This window comes from Ramlibacter sp. bp-362 (genome assembly GCF_054956735.1).
In genome coordinates, this window is record NZ_JBUDXE010000001.1 from 137935 (window position 1) to 156693 (window position 18759).

The following is an 18759-nucleotide window of genomic DNA, read 5'->3' on the forward strand; positions in this document are numbered from 1 at the left end:
CGCATCGGCGCCCGAAGTCCCTATCGGGCGGCCGAAAACCTGCTGTCAAGGCGCCATCGATTCAGGAATGCATCAGCGAGTCAGGCGTGCCTCGCCACGCGCCAGCCGGCGTCCGCCGAATGAAAGGCCACGGCACCGCAGGGGGCGCAGAAGCGCGCGAGTCTGCCCTGACTCGCGCTGCCTATACTGCCCGCGCATGGGCGACCACCTCCGCGCGGAACTCGAGCAGTTGCGGCAGACCTGCCAGGACCTGCAGGAAATCTTCCGCTCGTCCTTCGACGGCATCTTCGTGGCCGACGGCGACGGCATGACCCTGATGGTCAACGAGGGCTGCGAGCGCAACTACGGCCTGCGCGCCGCCGACCTGGTCGGCCACCACGTCTCGGAGTTCGAGAAGAAGGGCTGGATCCGCCCCGTCATCGCGAACAAGGTGGCCGAGACCGGCGAGCGCATGTCCGCGACGCAGGTCACCCACGAAGGAAAGACCATCATGGTGACGGGCATGCCGCTGTTCGACGAGCAGGGCCGGGTGCGCCGCGTCGTCATCAACTCCCGCGACATGACGGAGCTGATCCACCTGCAGCAGGACCTCGCCATCGCGCGCGAGAACCTGCGGCGTGCCGACGGCGAGCGCGAGGCCCTGCGCACGCAGCTCCTGAGCGTCGACGGCGTGGTGCTGCAAAGCCCGGCCATGCGGCGGATCGCGGAGCTCGCGCTGCGCGTGGCCAAGGTCGATTCGACGGTGCTGGTCACCGGCGAGTCGGGCACGGGCAAGGAGGTCATCACGCGGCTGATCCACAAGGAGAGCCCGCGCGCGGCCGGACCCTTCATCAAGATCAACTGCGGCGCACTGCCGCGCGACTTGCTGGAGAGCGAGCTGTTCGGCTACGAGCCGGGCGCCTTCACGGGGGCGCAGCGCCAGGGCAAGCACGGCCTGGTGGAGCTCGCCTCCGGCGGCACGCTCTTCCTCGACGAAGTGGGCGAGCTGCCGCTGGACCTGCAGGTGAAGCTGCTCACGGTGCTGCAGGACCGCGAGCTGGTGCGCCTGGGCGGCACGAAGCCGGTGGCGGTGAACGTCCGCGTGGTCGCGGCGACCAACCGCGATCTCTCCGCGATGGTCGCAGAGCAGAAGTTCCGCAGCGACCTGTTCTACCGCCTCAACGTCGTGCCGATCCGGATCCCGCCGCTGGCGGAGCGGCGCGAGGACATCCTGCCGCTGGTGCAGCAGTTCGTGGCCGAATTCAACCGGCAGTACGGCTTCCAGAAGCGCCTCGCGGAACGGCTGCTGGGGCGGCTGCACGCATCGCCTTGGCCGGGCAACGTGCGCGAGCTGCGCAACGTGATCGAGCGTTTGCTGGTGACCAGCCCCGGCGACCTGGTCGGCCTGCCCGACCTCGAAGCCGTGCTTCCGGCGTCGGGGCCTGCGGGAGGCGACGGACTCAAGCCGCGCGTGGAGGAACTGGAGCGCCGGCTGGTGGAAGAAGCGATGCGCCAGCACCAGAGCACGCGCGCTGCAGCCAGGGCGCTGGGTGTGAGCCAGTCCACCGTGGTACGGCGCCTGCGCGGCGGCGAAGGGCGCCCGCGCAAGGCGCCCTGAGCGGAACGCCCTAGCTCGCCGCGAACCGCGCCAGCGCCTCGCCGGCCAGCCGGTAGCGCACCCACTCGTCCATGGGCACGGCGCCGAGCGACTTGTAGAAGCCGATCGCAGGTTCGTTCCAGTCGAGCACGCTCCACTCGAAGCGGCCGCAGCCCTGCGCCACGGCGAGGCGCGCCAGGTGGTGCAGCAGCGCCTTGCCGGCCCCCGCCTTGCGGTACGCGGGCGAGACGTACAGGTCCTCGAGGTACAGGCCCGGCCGGCCCTGCCAGGTGGAGTAGTTGAAGAAGTAGACGGCGAAGCCGGCGTCCACGCCGTCGACCTGGCAGACCAGCGCGTGGACGCGGGCGCCTTCCGCGAACAGCGAGCGGCGCAGGCTCTCTTCCGTGGCGACGACTTCGTGCTCCGCCTTTTCGTAGGCGGCCAGCTCCCGCACGAAGCGCAGGATCAGCGGGACGTCCTCGGGCGTCGCGGGGCGGATGACGATGGAAGGCATGGGGAAATTATCGGTGCGCCGCGCGTGCTTCTGCAGAGCTGCGTGTCGCACCCGGCCGCCGCGTTTGCTGCGAACATGGTTCATGGCTGCCGCTTTCGCGCTCGAGTTCCATGTCGCGTCCCTCGAGACGTCGGGCCTCAGGATCCGGCTCACGCCGGCAGCGCAGGGCGATGGCGCAAGCAAGCCGGCGGCTGCCGGAGCCTGGTCCCTCGCGCCGCTGGCCGCGGCCGAAGGGACGATCCGGGCCGAGATCGTCGATGCGCAGCTGCTGTTCGACGCGGACGTGACCGTGCCGATCCGCGCGGGCGAGGTGGACCTGGGCGACGCGTCGGTGGAGCACGTCGGCCCGGATTCGCGCCTGGGCGTGAGCCGCCTCGGCCTCTACGTCGACGCGCCCAACGGGCGCAGCTACCTCTTCCAGTTCGCCTCCGCTCCGGTCGACGGGGTGGAGTACGAGCGCCGCGGCGCCCTGCTCGGGCCGTGGGTCACGGACCGCGGCAGGCTGCGGCTGCAGCCCTTCGCCGAATGGCTGATGCGGCAGGGCGGCGGCACGCCCGGTATGACGCTGACGCAGCAGGCGCGCCAGCTGCTCGCCCGCACCGCCGTGTCGGGCGAGGTTCAGCTCGGCGACGGCCGCTTCGCGGCGCCCGGCCTGCAGGCGGACTTCGCGGGAAGCGCGGACGGCCACAACAAGGTGCGCATCCACTCGGACGCGGTCGGCCGCGGCCTCACGCTGGAACTGCCCACGTTCCGCGTCCGCGACGTGGTCCTGGAGCAGGCGGGGCAGCCGGTGCGCTGCGACGAGGTGACGGGCGCCGCCACGCTGCGGGTGACGATCGAGGACGGCAGCTTGCGGCTGGCGCTGGAGATCGCGCGGATGAAGGTCTCGGGCCTGGGCGGGGAGCCTAGATGAGCCGTGCCTAGAATGCTTCTCCACCCCGGAGGAGCCCGATGACGCTGGCTTTCACGCGCGATGAAGTCGAATCCGCACGCGCAATCGTGCACGCCGTGGTCCCGCCCACGCCGCAGTACGCCTGGCCGCTGCTGCGCCGGCGCCTGGGCTGCACCGTGTGGGTCAAGCACGAGAACCACACGCCCGCCGGCGCCGTCAAGGTGCGCGGCGGGCTGACCTACTTCGACAGCCTCCTGCGCCAGGCGCCACGCGTGCCGGGCGTGGTGTGCGCGACGCGCGGCAACCACGGCCAGTCGGTGGGCTGGGCGGCCGCCCGCCACGCGCTGCCGGCCACGATCGTGGTGCCCCACGGCAACTCGGTGGAGAAGAACGCCGCCATGCGGGCGCTGGGCGTCACGCTGGTCGAACACGGGGACGAGTTCCAGTCCGCGCGCGAGCACGCGATCGCGCTCGCCGCGGAGCGGGGTCTGCACATGGTGCCCTCGTACCACCGCGAGCTGGTGCGCGGCGTCATGACCTGCTGGCTCGAGTTCTTCGAGAGCTTCCCGCGCGGCGAAGCGCCGGACGTCGTGTACGTTCCCATGGGCCTGGGCTCCGGCTTCTGCGCCGCCGCGGCCGCGCGCGCGTTCACCGGCGCGCGCAGCCGGCTGGTAGGCGTGGTCTCCGCGCACGCCACGACCTTCCTGGAGTCCTTCCGGGCCGGCCGCGTGGTCGCATCGCCCGTCAGCACGCAGCTGGCCGACGGCATGGCCTGCCGCGTCGCCGACGAAGAGGCGCTGGAGGTGGTGCTGCGCGAGGCGGACGACATCGTCGCCGTCACCGACGCGGAGGTGGCCGAAGCGATGCGCGTGCTCTTCGCCGACACGCACAACGTCGCCGAGGGCGCCGGTGCCGCGGCCCTGGCCGCCGCGATGCAGCAGCGCGAGCGCTGGTCCGGCCGCTCGGTCGGCGTCGCGCTGACCGGTGGCAACGTCGACACGGACGTCTTCGCGCGCGTCCTGGCGGAAGCGGCCGCCTGACGCGGCCTCAGGCCGCGACTGCTTCGCGTTCGTGCTTCACCGGCGGGGTCTGCGGCCGTTCGGGCACCTCGATGTTCGAGAACACTTCCACGGCCCATTCGACGAACGCCCGCACCCGCGCACTCAGGTGCCTGTTGGGCGGATACACGACGTGCAGCGGGATCAGCGGATGCTTCCATTCCGGCAGGATCTCGACCAGTTCCCCGCTCACGAGATACGGTGCGGCCTGGAACTGCGCCACCTGCGCGATCCCGAGTCCGGCCAATGCTGCCGCAAGGTACGCATTGCCCTCGTTCACCGACAGCTTGTGGCTGCCCGCGACCTCGACGCGCTCCCCGTCCTTCTCGAACAGGTTCGGGAACAGGCGACCCGTGCGCGGCGAAAAGAAGTTGATCACGGTGTGCCGCTCGCCCAGCTCCTGGGGATGGGCCGGCACGCCGTGAGCGGCCAGGTAGCCCGGCGTCGCGACGCTCACGAGCGGCATGTTGGCAATGCGCCGCGCCACGAGTGACTGTTCCGTGAGTTCGCCGCCGCGGATCACGCAGTCGACGCTGTCGCCGATCAGGTCGACCGGCCGGTCGCCGACGCCCAGGTCCAACTGGATGCTGGGGTAGCGGCGAAAGAAATCGGGCAGCGCGGGAATGATGATCCGGGCGGCGACCGAGGAGCCGACGTCCACGCGCAGGCGGCCACCGGGCTTGCCTTGGGCCAGCATCATCGCCGCCTCCATTTCGTCGAGATCGCTCAGCAGGCGCGAGGCGCGCTCGTAGTAGGCCGCGCCGTCGGGCGTGACGGTCACGCGCCGCGTGGTGCGATTCAGCAGCTTCACCTTGAGCCGGGTTTCCAGTTGCTGCAGCAGCTTGGTCGCGGAGCCCTTGGGCATGTCCAGGGATTCGGCCGCCCTCGTGAAGCTGCCGGTTTCCACCACCCTCGCGAACACTCGCATCGACTGGATCTGGTCCATGTCTTCTTCTCCTTGTGGGAGATCGCATTGTTCACGCCCGGGAAACAGAGAACTGGTGGGCGTCCGGTTTATCCGCACGCACCGAGTGCCTATATTTGCCGACATGCGATCCAGCCTCCGCCCCTCCGCCGCCTGGCCCGACACCCTGGCCTTGCCCGGCCACGCCCCCATGCCCTTGCGCGTGCAGGGTGAGCGGACCGCGGTCGCGGGCCGGCTGGTGCTGCACCTCCATGGCGGCGCCTTCACCGGGGGCGGACTGCAGAGCGGCGAGTGCCTCGCACAGTTGCTCGCCGACGCGGGGGCGGTGGTCGTCTCCATCGCTTATCCGCTGGCACCCGCGCACCGCTTCCCGGATGCGGTGGAGGCGGGCTACGCGGCCCTTGCGTGGGTGCACCAGAAGCGTTCCCGGCTGGCGGGATCCAGGGCGCAAGTGTTCCTGGCCGGACAGGAGGCGGGCGGCAACCTGGCCGCGGCGATCGCGCTGATGGCGCGCGACCGCGCCGCGCCGCCGCTGGCCGGGCTGCTGCTCGTCACGCCGATGCTGGATCCGTGCACGGCCACGGCGTCGCAGCGCGAGGCGCAGGGCTGCGCGGTGGAATGCCGCTTCGCGCAAGGCTGGAACCAGTACCTGCGCAGCCCGCGCGACGCGGAGCATCCGTATGCCGTGCCTGCGTACGCGCAGCGCCTGGCCGGCCTGCCGCCGGCGCTGGTGCTCGCGGGCGAGGACGACCCCCTGCGCGACGAAGCGATGGCCTTCGCGCGTCGCCTGCAGCAGGCAGGCGTGGCGGTGCACACGGGCCTGATGCCCCGCACCGGCTGGCCCGAGTCCCTGGAGAAGGCGGGCGAACCCTGTCCCTGCGCGCACGCGGTGCAGGAGCAGTTCGCGCAGTTCCTCTCGGCGCCGCTTCCGCAGCCCTCCTAGAACCCCTCCTGCCCATTCGTCCCCCGTTCGAACCCGCCCCCGTGGCCGGGCCGGAACCACGCATCCCGAAGAAAGCAAGAAACATGAAAAACACCAACAACCAGTCCCGCTGGCGCGTGTGGACTGCCGCCAGTGCCGCCGCGGGTTTGTCCGTCGTCGCTGCCGCGATCATCAGCCTGCAGGGCGGGCGCGCCGAGGCCACGGCCAGCAGCGCCCCGCCGGCGCCGCAGGTGTCGGTGGCCACCGTCAGCGAGACGGACGTCACGGCCTGGGATGAATTCTCGGGAAGGCTGGAAGCCGTCGAGCACGTCGAGGTCCGCTCGCGCGTCGCCGGCGCCGTGCAGGCAGTGCACTTCCGCGAAGGCTCGCTGGTGCGCCGCGGCGACCTGCTGATCACGATCGATTCGTCGCCGTACCAGGCGGAGGTGGAGCGCGCCGAGGCGCAGGTCGGCGCGGCGCAGGCGCGGCTGGCGCAGGCCCGGAGCGAACACATGCGCGCGCAGCGCCTGTGGGAAGAAAGTGCGATCGCGCAGCGTGAACTCGAGGAGAAGGTGAACGCGGCCCGCGAGGCCGGCGCCAACCTGCGCGCCGCGCAGGCGCAGTTGGCGGGTGCGCGGCTCAACCTCGGCTACACGCAGGTCCGCGCGCCGATCTCCGGCCGCATCGGCAAGCTGGAAGTCACCACCGGCAACCTCGTGGCCGCCGGCCCCGGCGCGCCGGTCCTCACGACACTGGTCTCCGTCAGCCCCATCTACGCCAGCTTCGACGCGGACGAACAGGTGGTCGCGCGCGCGCTGGCCGGCCTGTCCACGGGGGCCAGCGCCCGCCAGCTGATCGGACGGGTCCCGGTGCGGATGGGAACCGGCGCGAGCAGCGACACGCCCTACGTGGGCCGCCTGCAATTGATCGACAACCAGGTCGACGCCAGCAGCGGCACGATCCGGCTGCGCGCCGCCTTCGACAACAAGGATGGCGCGCTCATCCCCGGGCAGTTCGCGCGCGTGCGCATGGGCCGGGCCCGCACCAGCCGCGCCGTGCTGGTGACGGACCGGGCCGTCGGCACCGACCAGGAAAAGAAGTTCGTGCTGGTCGTGGGGCCGGACAACAAGGCGCAATACCGCGAGGTGACGCTCGGCCCCACCGCCGACGGCCTGCGCGTCGTGCTGAGCGGCCTGGAGGCCGGTGAACGCATCGTCGTCAACGGGCTGCAGCGCGTGCGCCCCGGCACGGTCGTGCAGCCGCAAGCCGTGGACATGGAACCGAAGGCATGAACTTCTCCCGCTTCTTCATCGACCGGCCGATCTTCGCCGGCGTACTCTCGCTGCTGGTGCTCCTGGGCGGCCTGATCGCGCTGCGCGCGCTGCCGGTCTCCGAATACCCCGAGGTCGTGCCGCCCACGGTGGTGGTGCGGGCCAATTACCCCGGCGCCAACCCGAAGGTCATCGCCGAGACGGTCGCCACGCCGCTGGAAGAGGCCATCAACGGCGTGGAAGGCATGCTTTACATGAGCAGCCAGGCCACCACGGATGGCCTGCTGACGCTCAACGTCACCTTCCGCCTGGGCACCGACCCGGACAAGGCGCTGCAGCTGGTGCAGAGCCGGGTGGCGCAGGCCGAGCCGCGCCTGCCGGACGAAGTGCGCCGCCTCGGCCTGTCGACCGTCAAGAGCTCGCCCGACCTCACGATGGTGGTGCACCTGGTGTCGCCCAACGGCCGCTACGGCATGGACTACCTGCGCAACTACGCGCTGCTGAACGTGCGCGACCGCCTGGCCCGCATCGAGGGCGTGGGCCAGGTGGCGCTCTTCGGCGGCGGCGAGTACGCGATGCGCGTCTGGCTGGACCCGCAGAAGGTGGCGCAGCGCGGGCTGTCGGCCGGCGACGTGGTGCAGGCGATCCGGCAGCAGAACGTGCAGGCGGCCGCCGGCGTGGTGGGCGCTTCGCCGGGCCTGCCCGGCGTGGACCTCCAGCTGTCGATCAACGCGCAGGGCCGGTTGCAGAACGAAGAGGAGTTCGGCGACATCGTCGTCAAGGCCGGCGCCGACGGCGCGGTCACCCGCCTGCGCGACGTGGCCAGGCTGGAGCTCGGCGCCGCCGACTATTCGCTGCGCTCGCTGCTGAACAACGATGCGGCCGTGGGGATCGGCGTCTTCCAGGCGCCGGGGTCCAACGCACTCGAGATCTCGGACCAGGTGCGCGCCACCATGGACGAGATCGCGAGAAGCATGCCCGAAGGCGTGGAGTACCGCATCGCTTACGACCCCACGCAGTTCGTGCGCGCGTCGATCGCGTCGGTGGTGCACACGCTGCTGGAGGCCATCGCGCTGGTCGTGCTCGTGGTGATCCTGTTCCTGCAGACGTGGCGTGCCTCCATCATCCCCCTGCTGGCGGTGCCGGTGTCGGTGGTGGGCACCTTCGCCGTCCTGCACCTGCTCGGCTTCTCGATCAATGCGCTGACCCTGTTCGGGCTGGTGCTGGCCATCGGCATCGTGGTGGACGACGCCATCGTGGTGGTGGAGAACGTGGAGCGCAACATCGAAGCCGGCCTGACCCCGCGCGAGGCGAGCTACCGTGCCATGCGCGAGGTGTCCGGACCCATCGTCGCGATCGCGCTGGTCCTGGTCGCGGTTTTCGTGCCGCTGGCCTTCATCAGCGGCCTGACCGGCCAGTTCTACCGGCAGTTCGCGGTGACCATCGCCATCTCCACGGTGATCTCCGCCTTCAACTCGCTGACGCTGTCGCCGGCGCTCGCCGCCCTGCTGCTGCGCGGCCGCGATGCACCGAGGGACGCGCTCACGCGCGGAATGGATCGCGCTTTCGGCTGGCTGTTCCGCGGCTTCAACCGCCTGTTCCGGCGCGGCGGGGAAGGCCATGCGCGCGGCGTGCGCGGCGTGCTGGGGCACAAGGGCGCGACGATGGCCGTGTACCTGGTGCTCGCGCTGGCGACCGTGGGCCTGTTCAAGGCGGTGCCCTCGGGGTTCGTTCCGGCGCAGGACAAGCAGTACCTGATCGGCTTCGCGCAACTGCCGGATGGCGCCACGCTGGACCGGACGGAGGCGGTGATCCGGCGGATGGACGAGATCGCGCAGAAGAATCCCAACGTCGAGGCGACGCTCGCCTTCCCGGGGCTGTCCATCAACGGCTTCACGAACAGCACCAATTCGGGGATCGTCTTCGCGACGCTGAAGCCCTTCGAGGACCGCAAGCGCCCCGACCAGAGCGGTGGGGCGGTCGCGGGGCAGCTGAACCAGGCCTTCGCCGGCATCCAGGACGCCTTCATCGTCATGTTCCCGCCTCCCCCCGTGCAGGGCCTGGGCACCACCGGCGGCTTCAAGCTGCAGCTGGAGGACCGCGGCTCGCTGGGTTACGAAGCCATGGACGCTGCCGTGAAGGCTTTCATGGCCAAGGCCTCCCAGGCGCCGGAGCTGGCGGGCCTGTTCACGAGCTGGCAGGTCAACGTGCCGCAGCTGTATGCGGACATCGACCGCACCCGCGCGCGCCAGCTGGGCGTGGCGGTGACCGACGTCTTCGAGACGATGTCCACCTACCTGGGCAGCGCCTACGTGAACGACTTCAACAAGTTCGGCCGGACCTACACCGTGCGGGTGCAGGCGGATGCGCCCTACCGCGCGCGCGCCGAGGACGTCGGCGCGCTCGAGGTGCGCTCCGCCAGCGGCGACATGGTGCCACTCTCCGCGCTGATGACCGTTCGTCCCAGCTTCGGGCCGGAGCGTGCGATGCGCTACAACGGCTACCTCACCGCGGACATCAACGGCGGGCCCGCGCCCGGATTCTCCTCCGGGCAGGCGCAGGATGCGGTCAAGCGCATTGCCGCCGAGACGCTGCCCGCGGGCATCACCTTCGAGTGGACCGACCTGACCTACCAGGAGATCCTGGCGGGCAATTCCGCCGCCCTGGTCTTCCCGCTGGCGATCCTGCTGGTCTTCCTGGTGCTGGCGGCGCAGTACGAGAGCCTGACGCTGCCGATCGCGATCGTGCTGATCGTGCCCATGGGCCTGTTCGCCGCGATGGCCGGCGTGTGGTTGGCCGGCGGCGAGAACAACGTGTTCACGCAGATCGGGCTGATGGTGCTGGTGGGCCTGTCGGCGAAGAACGCGATCCTGATCGTCGAGTTCGCCCGGGAGCTGGAATTCTCCGGCCGCACGCCGCTGCAGGCCGCGATGGAGGCCGCCCGTTTGCGGCTGCGCCCGATCCTGATGACGTCCCTGGCTTTCGTGATGGGCGTGCTGCCCCTGGTCCTGGCCACCGGTGCCGGCTCGGAGATGCGCCGCGCCATGGGTGTGGCGGTCTTCAGCGGAATGATCGGCGTGACGGCTTTCGGCCTCTTCCTCACCCCCGTGTTCTACGTCGTGCTGCGGCGCCTGGCCGGGAACCGGCCGCTGCGCCAGCATGGGCAGGTGCCCCGATTCGAGGGCTTCGCCGGCGGCGCGGGCGGCGGTGCCGTGCGCCCCGTGCCGGCAGCGCCCGTGCATTCCCTGGAGTCCTGACATGAAGACCCGCACTCTTCTCCCCCTCGTCGCCACGTTCTGGCTCGCTGCTTGCGCGTCGACGCTGCCCGAACTGCCGGCGCAACCGGTACCGCCGGATCAGTTCAAGGAAGCCAGCGTGCGCTGGACCACCGCCGCGCCGGCCGAAGCGCGCGACCGCGGAACCTGGTGGAAGGCATTCGCCGACCCGCAGCTCGATGCCCTCGTGCAGCGCGCGGCGGAGGCGAACACCAGCGTGCACGAAGCCGCCGCGCGGCTGGCGCAGGCCCGTGCGCTGGTCCGCGCCGCCGGCGCCGATCGCCTGCCGCAGGTGGGCGCTGGCGCGTCGGTGGACCGCGCCGCCGGAGCCAGCAGCGTGGCCGGCCCGGCGCCCGTCACGCTCTACCAGGCCGGAGTGCAGCTCGCGTACGAGCCCGACCTGTTCGGGCGCGTTGCCCGCCGCCGCGACGCCGCATCGCTCGATGCGCAGGCGCGCGACGCACTGCTGCAAAGCACCCGGCTGGCCGTGCAGGCCGAAACGGCACAGGCCTACCTGGGCCTGCGTGCGCTCGACGCCGAGCGCACGCTGGTGCAGGAGACCGTGGACGCGTATGCCGACACGCTGCGCCTCACGCAGCGCCGCTACCGGGCGGGCGACGTCGCGGAGCTGGACGTCGTGCGCGTGGAAGCGGAGGTCGCGGCCACCGAGGCCCAGGCGCTGGCCATCGATCGGCAGCGCGCCGCGGTGGAACACGCGCTGGCCGTGCTGGTCGGCGCCGCGGCGTCGGAGTTCACGCTGCCGGTGGCGCAGTGGCAGACGTCGCTTCCCTCCATTCCCGCGGGCGTGCCCGCCACGGTGCTGGCCCGGCGGCCGGACGTGTCGGCGGCGCAGGCGTCGCTGCTCGCCGCGCAGGCGCGCGTGGGCGTGGCGCAGGCGGCGTGGTTCCCGAGCCTCTCGCTCACCGCCGAAGGCGGCTTCGCCTCGACCGATCTCGGCGACTTGCTGCGTTGGTCCGCCCGCGCATGGAGCGCCGGCGCGTTGTTGTCGCTGCCGATCTTCGACGGCGGCCGCCGGCAGGCGGGCGTGGAGGGTGCGAAGGCGCAGCTCGATGCCGCGCTGGCCAGCTATCGCGGCCAGGTGCTGGTTGCGTTTCGCGAGGTGGAGGACCAGCTCTCGGCCTTGCGCCTCCTGCACGCCCAGGCGCTGGCGCAGGACCGGGCCGTAACCGCAGCGCGGCGGGCCACCAGCCTGTCCGATGCCCGCTATCGCAGCGGGCTGGTGAGCCAGCTTGAACTCCTGGACGCGCGGCGCAGCGAGCTACGCAATCGCCGGCAGGCGCTGCAGGTGCGATCCGCGCAGTTCCAGGCGACGGTGGTGCTGATCCGGGCTTTGGGCGGGGGGTGGGAGGGAGCGCAGCCCGCGACGGCCACGGCGGGCATTTGAGTTCGGTGGATGCGGTTTCGCTTCGCTGGCGCATGCAGGACGTGGAGTCTGCTTCTGGCCGGGAGCGAACCCCCGCTCGGTTGCAACTGGGGCAGCAACGACCTGCGGCTACCGCTCATATCCGCCGGCAAGAACGACTGTTTTGCAGCGGTTGCGGTCGGTCGTCGGTGGGCGCCCAGTTCAAGCTCTCGGCTTCAATGCGGCCATTGAGCTGCCCATTCAATTGCGGCGCCAACGGCCGGTATACATCGTGTCACCGACACTGCCCAAGTCGGCGCTTTTCGGCGCCAGTCCAACGACCGAGCTCACGGAGCGCACCGGTGGTGCACGGACTAGCGCGCAAGAACCTTCCCTGCGGCCGTATTCAGATTCATGAATGCACCGACAACGCCATCGATGACGAAGTCCAGTGCTCGCCCATGGCCTTGCCGCAAAGTGGCGGTGTCGAAACCGAGATCTTGCAGGCGTGAGATGGCGTCGGCGAACGCTTCGTGCGCATCCGCGATGCGCAAGTCATTGAGGACAAAGAGTGGGGCCAGTACAGGGTTCCTTTCCCTCCAATCCTCGGGTTCAACGGCGCTGGCGAATGCCGTCGCGTCTTCCTGTTCGACGTCAAGGCGCTGAACGATGTTCAAAATGCCTTGGATTAGCTTCAGACTCCCCAGTCCGGTCAGAGCCGCTGCGGGACAGCCTGCCCCGCGCAGCAGCTGCTTAAGGAATCCATTTGGCACTACCTGCCACAACTCGTGGATGCCCTTGCACCTCGCCAGCATCGCCTGCTCGCTCATTTCCAAGGGTGCGACCTGGGCGAGACGTTTGAGGCGAGGATAAGCGTACCATCCGTTGCGCCGCAATTCCGCGCGGTCCAAACCAACGATTTCGTGGCTCGACTTCTGGATACCCAGAGTCGCGGCGAGGGCAGACAAGTGATCTCCGAGGGCCAGTAGTTCATCCACCAGGCGCTGCACCTTTGCCACCACATGTTCTTCATGCAGATCTACCTGGGCGACTACGACAGGCTCCAGTGCATAACGATGAGCGTGCAGGATTTCCTGATCGGGCTTTGGCTTGTACAACTCGCGCAACGGCACTCGCACGATGTTCCTGCCGATGCGCTCGCACTCTGTGAAGGACCACTGGCCTCCATAGGAAGGACTGCACAGCCATTGCCCATTGACATGAACGGGAACGGTGTTGTAGAAGCTGCTCTGCTCGTATTTTTCCAGAAACCGGTCATCAAGATGCACCCAGTGGTGATTGATGATGGACTCGGCGCTTTGGTGAGTCACCAATCCGGGTACGCCTGGCCACGCAATGTTGTTCGCGGTCTGCGCGGGACAGAGTTGGCAGTTCACGGCATCTACACTTGCCCACACCTGCATAAGCAAAGCCCCTCGGTGCTCACGTAGGTCGACGACGCACCAGTCCCCGGCGGGTTTCAGTTCAACGTGGGGGGAGCCATCCATGAGTGCACGCCATTCCGGAGTGTCAGGTATGCGTGCTTCGTAGAAGAACGCACGGACCCCGCGTGCGCCACGCAGCCACAGGTAGGTGCGCAAGTGGGCGTTCGACATTCGCCAGGAAATGGGGCGAGACGCGTCGAAGTGATATTGCTTCGACACCTCGCCCTCCGCCACGTTGAATTCCGGAAGTCCCAAGTCGTCATAAACCAGGCGCTGTTCTTCGTTGCCGATGCACCGAGGCGTTAAGCCCAAGGCCATCCAAACCTTCTCGGCAAGGGTGTAAGTTGAATGGGAACTGTCACCCCAAGACGCAACCACATAGTCATAGCCTGAGACGTTCGGCGAGAAACGGGCGTTGTTTCCCTTTGCACCCACCACTGGCACCGAATAGGCGACCACTCCATCGCTACCCTCCGAAAGAACGGGAGTCGGACTATCAACAGCCTCGGGAACGACTGCCATCAGCATATGGCCCGCCTCATATGCAGGCCCGTGATGGTCAATTTCGAAGTCACTACAGACCTCAACGCGCTCGGTGGGCTCAAGCCCGACGGGCTGCAGCAGCCCGAGCAGCCGCAGCGGCAGCAGGTGGCGCGGGACAGGGAAGGAAGCTACATGATCGATGGCTGGCATAAGACGCCTATCGTGGAAAACGGCTTGACGGGAATGCGCAGGCAGGGGCCGGCGTCAATCCTTGGGCTTAGTGAGTTACTGGGGCGGTGATTACGGCCGCCACTCCGATGGCAAGCTTACAGAACTCGCGCGCAAGGCCGTGGCCCCCAATCTGATCCAGCGCGGCGTCGTCGCCACTCCAATCAGGGGCTGCCGCTGAGGGCTGCTCTACCTTAAAGTCTTGGTATGTCGTCGCCTCACGATTCTTTCCTGGCAGCCCTGACAAGTCTCTCCAAGGACCAGATCAAGCAAGCTGGGCAGAGGTACACACCAGGCGTTGATCCGAACGCGCCGAACCTCCGGATCGAATCACTCGTCACCGCCATTGAGAACGTCGCTTGCGGCGCGGGGGCTCGCGCCCGGTTTGAGGGTGTCCTGGATGCGTTCTCGAAGGCCTGGGAAAGCGCCAAGAACTGCAGTCAGCGGCGCGACGCGATTCAAACGCTGACGGACGAGGCACGCAAGTTCTTGCCATCGATCATGAGCCGATTGCGTGCGAGGGATGCTCGGGCGGCGGACGAGTGGTCTGAGCAACTTGGGCGCATTCAATCCGATCTTGAAGCTGATATGGATCACTGGCGCGCCGAGGACGCCAAGCTGCCGCCGACTACTGGGGATGGCGGCTACTCCTCCGAACGCAATACCGTCCGCGGCAACATGAACTCCATCGGACGGTGTTTGGGCGTCGTGCGAGACGAAAGAGAGTTCGTTCAGAGCGCAGCGTTCAAGGTCCTGTTCGACCCGCTACTGCTGGTCAGCGGCGAGTGGGGCACGGGCAAGACGCACCTGCTGTGTGACGTCACGCAGATGCGGATCGCGCGAGGCCAAGCCACCGTCCTGGTCCTGGCGAAGAACTTCGAAGGGTGTGTCGTCGCCGAGATTTGCGGCCGCATCGAAGCAGGGCGCGGTGAACACGAGATTTTCGACCAACTTCAGGCCTTGGCCTACGAGCGAGGGGAACGCGCAGTCGTCATCGTGGATGGCGTCAACGAAGGACGTCGGAGGGAGTGGCGCGAAGCTGTAGGCACCCTTCAATCCCTCGTTGCATCGTGCCCAAGTGTCGGGTTGATTGTCACCTGCCGGACACCGTTCGAGTCAATTGCCATCGAGCAGAACGACTTGGAGAAGTTCCACAAGGTGACGCACCTTGGCTTCGACGATCAGGAGTTCGATGCCCAGGCTGCCTTCTTCGAGTACTACAGCCTTCCGCTGCCCGAAGTGCCGCTGCTTGACCGCGAGTTCTCACGGCCCCTCACGCTGAAGTTGATCTGCCAGTCGCTGCAGAACCTCACCGGCAAGAAGTTGACCAAGGGATTCGCTGGGATTGCCTCCGGACAAAAGGGGATGACCTTTGTGCTCGAATCGTTCGTTAAGCGCGTCGGCGAGGCGATCGAAAGTGAATTCGGCCTGAACGCCAAGGGATGCTGGTTCCTGCTGAAGGGAAGCGATCAAATCGCTGACAGGCGCCTCGCCGGATTCGCGCCATGCATGGCCGTCAACTTGCGCGGCTATGTTCGGCCCGCCGAGGCGGATCGCATCATCGCGGCAAATTGCCCGGAACTGAAGCCGGCGCAGCGACGTCAACTTCTTGAGGCACTGCGCACGAATGGTCTGATCGAAGAAGATGCGATTTGGTACTCCTCCCGATCCGGGTTCAAGTCCCGCGTCGTCTTCCGCCTGCCTTACCAGCGCTTCAGCGACCATCTGGTCGCGCGACACTTGCTGAAGACGCACCTCGACGCGTCTTCGGCGACCACCATCAGGCGCAGTTTCTCGGCAAAATCGCCGCTCGGCCGAATCTTCCGGATGGCGAGCCGCTATCAGCGTGAATACGCAGAGCCAGGCTGGGCGCAGGCACTGATCACCGAATTTCCGGAGCGTGTGGGCACGCGGCTGCCGGCCAAAGAGCGTGAGTTGTTCTTCGTGCTGCCCAAACGGGCCCAGAATCTGGATGCGTACTTCGACCCGTTCATCGAAGGGATGTTCTGGCGCGATCCGGCGGCGTTTACTGAGGGAACACGAGCTATTATCAATCAGTGTTTGAACGCCGGGGCCCACGCATGGGAGCGAGTGGTTGACGCATTGGCCGCCGTCTCGACCAAACCGAAGCACCCGTACCACGCCCGGCGCTTGTATGACTTTCTTGCACGCTTTCCGATGCCGGATCGGGATCTGCAGTGGTCCGAATACCTTCGGCGGCGGTACGCATCGCCCACAATTCACAGGCTGTTGACGTGGGCACAGAAGCTGAGCACGGCGAACATGACGCCGCAGTCCGCGAAGGAGCTTGTGATCCTGCTCTCGCTCGTCCTGACGACCGTCGACCGCGCTGATCGCGATATTGCGACCAAGGCACTCGTATTGATCGGTGAGCGGTTTCCTGAAGTTCTTTTCATCCACCTTGAGACGAGCCTTGCGTTCAATGACCCGTATTTGCCGGAACGGATGCTGGCCGCCGCCTACGGAACAACCTTGTCGCTGGTGGACTCTGAAAACGCCGCGTCGTTTCGACCTGTGCTCGGCGGGCTCGCAAAGACGCTGTACGGCAAGATGTTCGCAGCCGGTGCGAAGTATGCGACCCACCACACGCTGATGCGAGACTACGCGCTGGGCATCATCGAGATAGCGCAGCGCGCGAAATGCGTCGCACTGCCGAAAACTGCAAGCCGCAACCTCGCCACGCCCTATCCGAACACGCCTTCAACTTTCACGAGCACAGGCACACCTGATCCGAAGGTGACAGACGCCATCGGGCACGCGATCCAGATGGACTTCGGCAACTACACGATTGGGCGCTTGATCCCGCAGCGCTCGAACTACGACGAGAAGCATCCGGGCTACGTGCAGGTTCGCGCGAAGATCGAACGTCGCATGTTCGACCTGGGGTATCGCGAGGAGCGCTTCAAGAATGCTGATCGCGAAATCGGAAACACCTCCTGGAATGCACGTGACCAGGACAAGGTGGACCGGTACGGCAAGAAGTACTCGTGGATCGCATACTTCGAAATGTGGGGTGAGCGCGAGGCTGCGAGGAAGCTGCCGGATTGGCGCCTCGGCGAGAGGACATCCGACTGCGGCGTGGATCCGAGTTTCCCCAAGCGCCCACCCCAATGGACGCCGCCGATCCCCGACCTGTTTGGTGACTGGGGAGGAGACACCGACGCGTGGGTGGGAGGTGGTTTCACACCGAGCTGGAATTCACTGCTCGTTGTTCCGGAAATCAATGGCCACTCGGGTGAATGGGTCCTTGTTGAAGGCTTCGTCCGCGGCCTTGACGGGAGTACCGATCGCGATCTCTTTGCGTTTCTGCGGGGCCTGTTCATCGCGCGCAAAGACGTGCAGGCCCTGCGTTCGAAGTTTCTTACGATTGAGTACCCGGGTAACCACGCGATTCCCGAGGGGGCGACCGAGACTTACCTCTACGCCGGTGAGGCTGGGCGCCGCCAGAACTATGTGCGACGACTACGCCAGCGGGACGGAACGTACCGCCGGCAGACTGTGGAGGCCTTTGACAGCTACGAGCGGGTCTACACGAAGCGCAAGACACCAGCACGAACCCTCACCATCAAGTTGGTCTCCAAGGATGGAGTGGAGTCAGAGCGTTCGCTTGTTCGGCTGCTCGAACCAACGTATGAAATGCGGCATGTGCCGGGCATCCGCATCGAGCTTCCCTCCATTCAATTTGGCTGGGAGTCGTACCACTCGACACAGAATGAGTTCTTGGGCTTTGACCTTCCCGCGCCGAAATTGATCCAGCGCCTTGGTCTGGCGAGCAAGAATCGCGAGATCGACTTCTATGATGCGGCGGGCAATCCTGGAAGTCTCTACCGCGAGACGGGCGACGGATGGAAGGGAAGTCGACACAGCCTCCTGTATGTCCGTGCGGATCTTCTTCGCCGTTACCTCACCGAGACGCGCCAAGTCCTCGTCTGGTGCAATTGGGGAGAAAGGGAGTGGCTGAACAAAATGGAAGGCCACGATGTGATCCGTACCCCAGCAAGGCGGCGGATATGGGAGGCTCACAGCCATATTCACCGCTCGTTTTCGGAATGGTCAGCCAAAGACTCGACCATCAAGTAGACCTCACCTCGATCAACAAGGCGGACGCCTGGTTTGCGCGCGCTCGGCCATCTGCCAGTCCGACATCGATGTCTTGCATCTGCGGCCTTGTTGGGCCCGTGCGCGGCTTTCGACCATGCGCGGTGTGTCTCCGCGTGCGTCGGCCAATGTCAGGTATCGGCGGACGCCGTCATCGGGGCGGCCCAATCCGACCGACCGCCCCCAGTCTTGACCTGTCGTTCCATTCGGCGCGTCGAACGGTCCGAGCGAAAGTTTCAAGACGCTCAACCGATCTCGGTCCTCGACCGCGAAGGTTGCGGGGCGATGGCCGGATCACTCGCTTGTTTTCGTGACATCTGGCAGTGAAGGCTGCTCCTGGCCGGAAGCAGGTGCAGCGCTAAGATCGCGACGGCTGCGGACCATCGTGGCTGCAGTTTACGGAGAGCAGGGCATGTGCCGCAACATCAGGACGCTTTTCAACTTCGAGCCGCCGGCGACAGAGATCGAGATTCGTGACGCGTCGCTCCAGTTCGTCCGCAAGCTCAGCGGGTTCAGTGTCCCATCGAAGAGGAATGAAGCCGCATTCGAGCGCGCGGTCGAAGAGATCGCGGCTTCGGCGAGAGCGTTGATCCACTCGCTCGTGACCACCGCCGAGCCTCGCACGCGGGAAGCCGAGGCGGCCAGGGCTCGCGAGCGTGCGCTCGCCCGCTTTGGCGAGACACCCTGA

12 protein-coding genes are annotated in these 18759 nt (G+C 67.3%); 9 read left to right on the forward strand and 3 right to left on the reverse strand.

Annotated elements, in window-relative coordinates; all coding sequences use genetic code 11:
- The first annotated feature begins 196 nt into the window (after positions 1-196).
- Complete coding sequence (locus tag ACY0MJ_RS00680) at positions 197-1597, forward strand: sigma-54 interaction domain-containing protein (protein WP_462636326.1); 1401 nt, start codon at positions 197-199, stop codon at positions 1595-1597.
- 10 nt (positions 1598-1607) lie between these two features.
- Here ACY0MJ_RS00680 and ACY0MJ_RS00685 read toward each other — a convergent pair whose 3' ends face one another.
- Entirely contained in the window at positions 1608-2090 is a 483-nt protein-coding gene (locus ACY0MJ_RS00685; protein WP_462636328.1) for an N-acetyltransferase family protein, read from the reverse strand.
- Between the two features lie 82 nt (positions 2091-2172).
- Here ACY0MJ_RS00685 and ACY0MJ_RS00690 point away from each other — a divergent pair, with 82 nt between their 5' ends.
- Together ACY0MJ_RS00690 and ACY0MJ_RS00695 are read left to right on the forward strand one after the other, a co-directional pair.
- Positions 2173-3003, forward strand: coding sequence for a hypothetical protein (locus ACY0MJ_RS00690; RefSeq protein ID WP_462636329.1), 831 nt, complete (start codon positions 2173-2175; stop codon positions 3001-3003).
- Between the two features lie 38 nt (positions 3004-3041).
- On the forward strand, positions 3042-4022 hold the full coding sequence (locus ACY0MJ_RS00695) for a threonine dehydratase (RefSeq protein ID WP_462636330.1): 981 nt from the start codon (positions 3042-3044) through the stop codon (positions 4020-4022).
- Between the two features lie 7 nt (positions 4023-4029).
- On the opposite strand, the gene ACY0MJ_RS00700 is transcribed toward ACY0MJ_RS00695, so the two are convergent.
- Positions 4030-4986 carry a LysR family transcriptional regulator gene (locus ACY0MJ_RS00700; RefSeq protein WP_462636331.1) on the reverse strand — a complete coding sequence of 319 codons (957 nt, stop codon included), beginning with the start codon at positions 4984-4986 and terminating at the stop codon, positions 4030-4032.
- Between the two features lie 103 nt (positions 4987-5089).
- Between ACY0MJ_RS00700 and ACY0MJ_RS00705 the strand changes: the two genes are divergently transcribed.
- From ACY0MJ_RS00705 to ACY0MJ_RS00720, 4 genes are all read left to right on the forward strand, one after another.
- Positions 5090-5908 (forward strand): alpha/beta hydrolase, encoded by an 819-nt coding sequence (locus ACY0MJ_RS00705; RefSeq protein WP_462636333.1) that lies wholly within the window; start codon positions 5090-5092, stop codon positions 5906-5908.
- 83 nt (positions 5909-5991) lie between these two features.
- Entirely contained in the window at positions 5992-7179 is a 1188-nt protein-coding gene (locus ACY0MJ_RS00710; RefSeq protein WP_462636334.1) for an efflux RND transporter periplasmic adaptor subunit, read from the forward strand.
- A complete protein-coding gene (locus ACY0MJ_RS00715) occupies positions 7176-10415 on the forward strand; it encodes an efflux RND transporter permease subunit (RefSeq protein ID WP_462636335.1) in 3240 nt (1079 codons plus the stop codon). The genes ACY0MJ_RS00710 and ACY0MJ_RS00715 overlap by 4 nt, the downstream gene beginning before the upstream one ends.
- A 1-nt stretch (position 10416) precedes the next feature.
- Positions 10417-11838, forward strand: coding sequence for an efflux transporter outer membrane subunit (locus tag ACY0MJ_RS00720; protein ID WP_462636336.1), 1422 nt, complete (start codon positions 10417-10419; stop codon positions 11836-11838).
- 332 nt (positions 11839-12170) lie between these two features.
- On the opposite strand, the gene ACY0MJ_RS00725 is transcribed toward ACY0MJ_RS00720, so the two are convergent.
- Positions 12171-13934, reverse strand: a complete 1764-nt coding sequence (locus tag ACY0MJ_RS00725; protein ID WP_462636337.1) for a hypothetical protein — start codon at positions 13932-13934, stop codon at positions 12171-12173.
- Between the two features lie 225 nt (positions 13935-14159).
- On the opposite strand from ACY0MJ_RS00725, the gene ACY0MJ_RS00730 reads away from it, so the two are divergent.
- A complete protein-coding gene (locus ACY0MJ_RS00730) occupies positions 14160-18053 on the forward strand; it encodes an NACHT domain-containing protein (RefSeq protein ID WP_462636338.1) in 3894 nt (1297 codons plus the stop codon).
- 430 nt (positions 18054-18483) lie between these two features.
- Positions 18484-18759 carry a DUF2277 domain-containing protein gene (locus tag ACY0MJ_RS00735; protein ID WP_462636339.1) on the forward strand — a complete coding sequence of 92 codons (276 nt, stop codon included), beginning with the start codon at positions 18484-18486 and terminating at the stop codon, positions 18757-18759.

What these genes read in the sequence shown, in the direction of transcription:
- ACY0MJ_RS00680 (WP_462636326.1), top strand. Translation starts at nt 197, where the DNA reads ATGGGCGACCACCTCCGCGCGGAACTCGAGCAGTTGCGGCAGACCTGC.
- ACY0MJ_RS00685 (WP_462636328.1), bottom strand. Translation starts at nt 2,090, where the DNA reads ATGCCTTCCATCGTCATCCGCCCCGCGACGCCCGAGGACGTCCCGCTG.
- ACY0MJ_RS00690 (WP_462636329.1), top strand. Translation starts at nt 2,173, where the DNA reads ATGGCTGCCGCTTTCGCGCTCGAGTTCCATGTCGCGTCCCTCGAGACG.
- ACY0MJ_RS00695 (WP_462636330.1), top strand. Translation starts at nt 3,042, where the DNA reads ATGACGCTGGCTTTCACGCGCGATGAAGTCGAATCCGCACGCGCAATC.
- ACY0MJ_RS00700 (WP_462636331.1), bottom strand. Translation starts at nt 4,986, where the DNA reads ATGGACCAGATCCAGTCGATGCGAGTGTTCGCGAGGGTGGTGGAAACC.
- ACY0MJ_RS00705 (WP_462636333.1), top strand. Translation starts at nt 5,090, where the DNA reads ATGCGATCCAGCCTCCGCCCCTCCGCCGCCTGGCCCGACACCCTGGCC.
- ACY0MJ_RS00710 (WP_462636334.1), top strand. Translation starts at nt 5,992, where the DNA reads ATGAAAAACACCAACAACCAGTCCCGCTGGCGCGTGTGGACTGCCGCC.
- ACY0MJ_RS00715 (WP_462636335.1), top strand. Translation starts at nt 7,176, where the DNA reads ATGAACTTCTCCCGCTTCTTCATCGACCGGCCGATCTTCGCCGGCGTA.
- ACY0MJ_RS00720 (WP_462636336.1), top strand. Translation starts at nt 10,417, where the DNA reads ATGAAGACCCGCACTCTTCTCCCCCTCGTCGCCACGTTCTGGCTCGCT.
- ACY0MJ_RS00725 (WP_462636337.1), bottom strand. Translation starts at nt 13,934, where the DNA reads ATGCCAGCCATCGATCATGTAGCTTCCTTCCCTGTCCCGCGCCACCTG.
- ACY0MJ_RS00730 (WP_462636338.1), top strand. Translation starts at nt 14,160, where the DNA reads ATGTCGTCGCCTCACGATTCTTTCCTGGCAGCCCTGACAAGTCTCTCC.
- ACY0MJ_RS00735 (WP_462636339.1), top strand. Translation starts at nt 18,484, where the DNA reads ATGTGCCGCAACATCAGGACGCTTTTCAACTTCGAGCCGCCGGCGACA.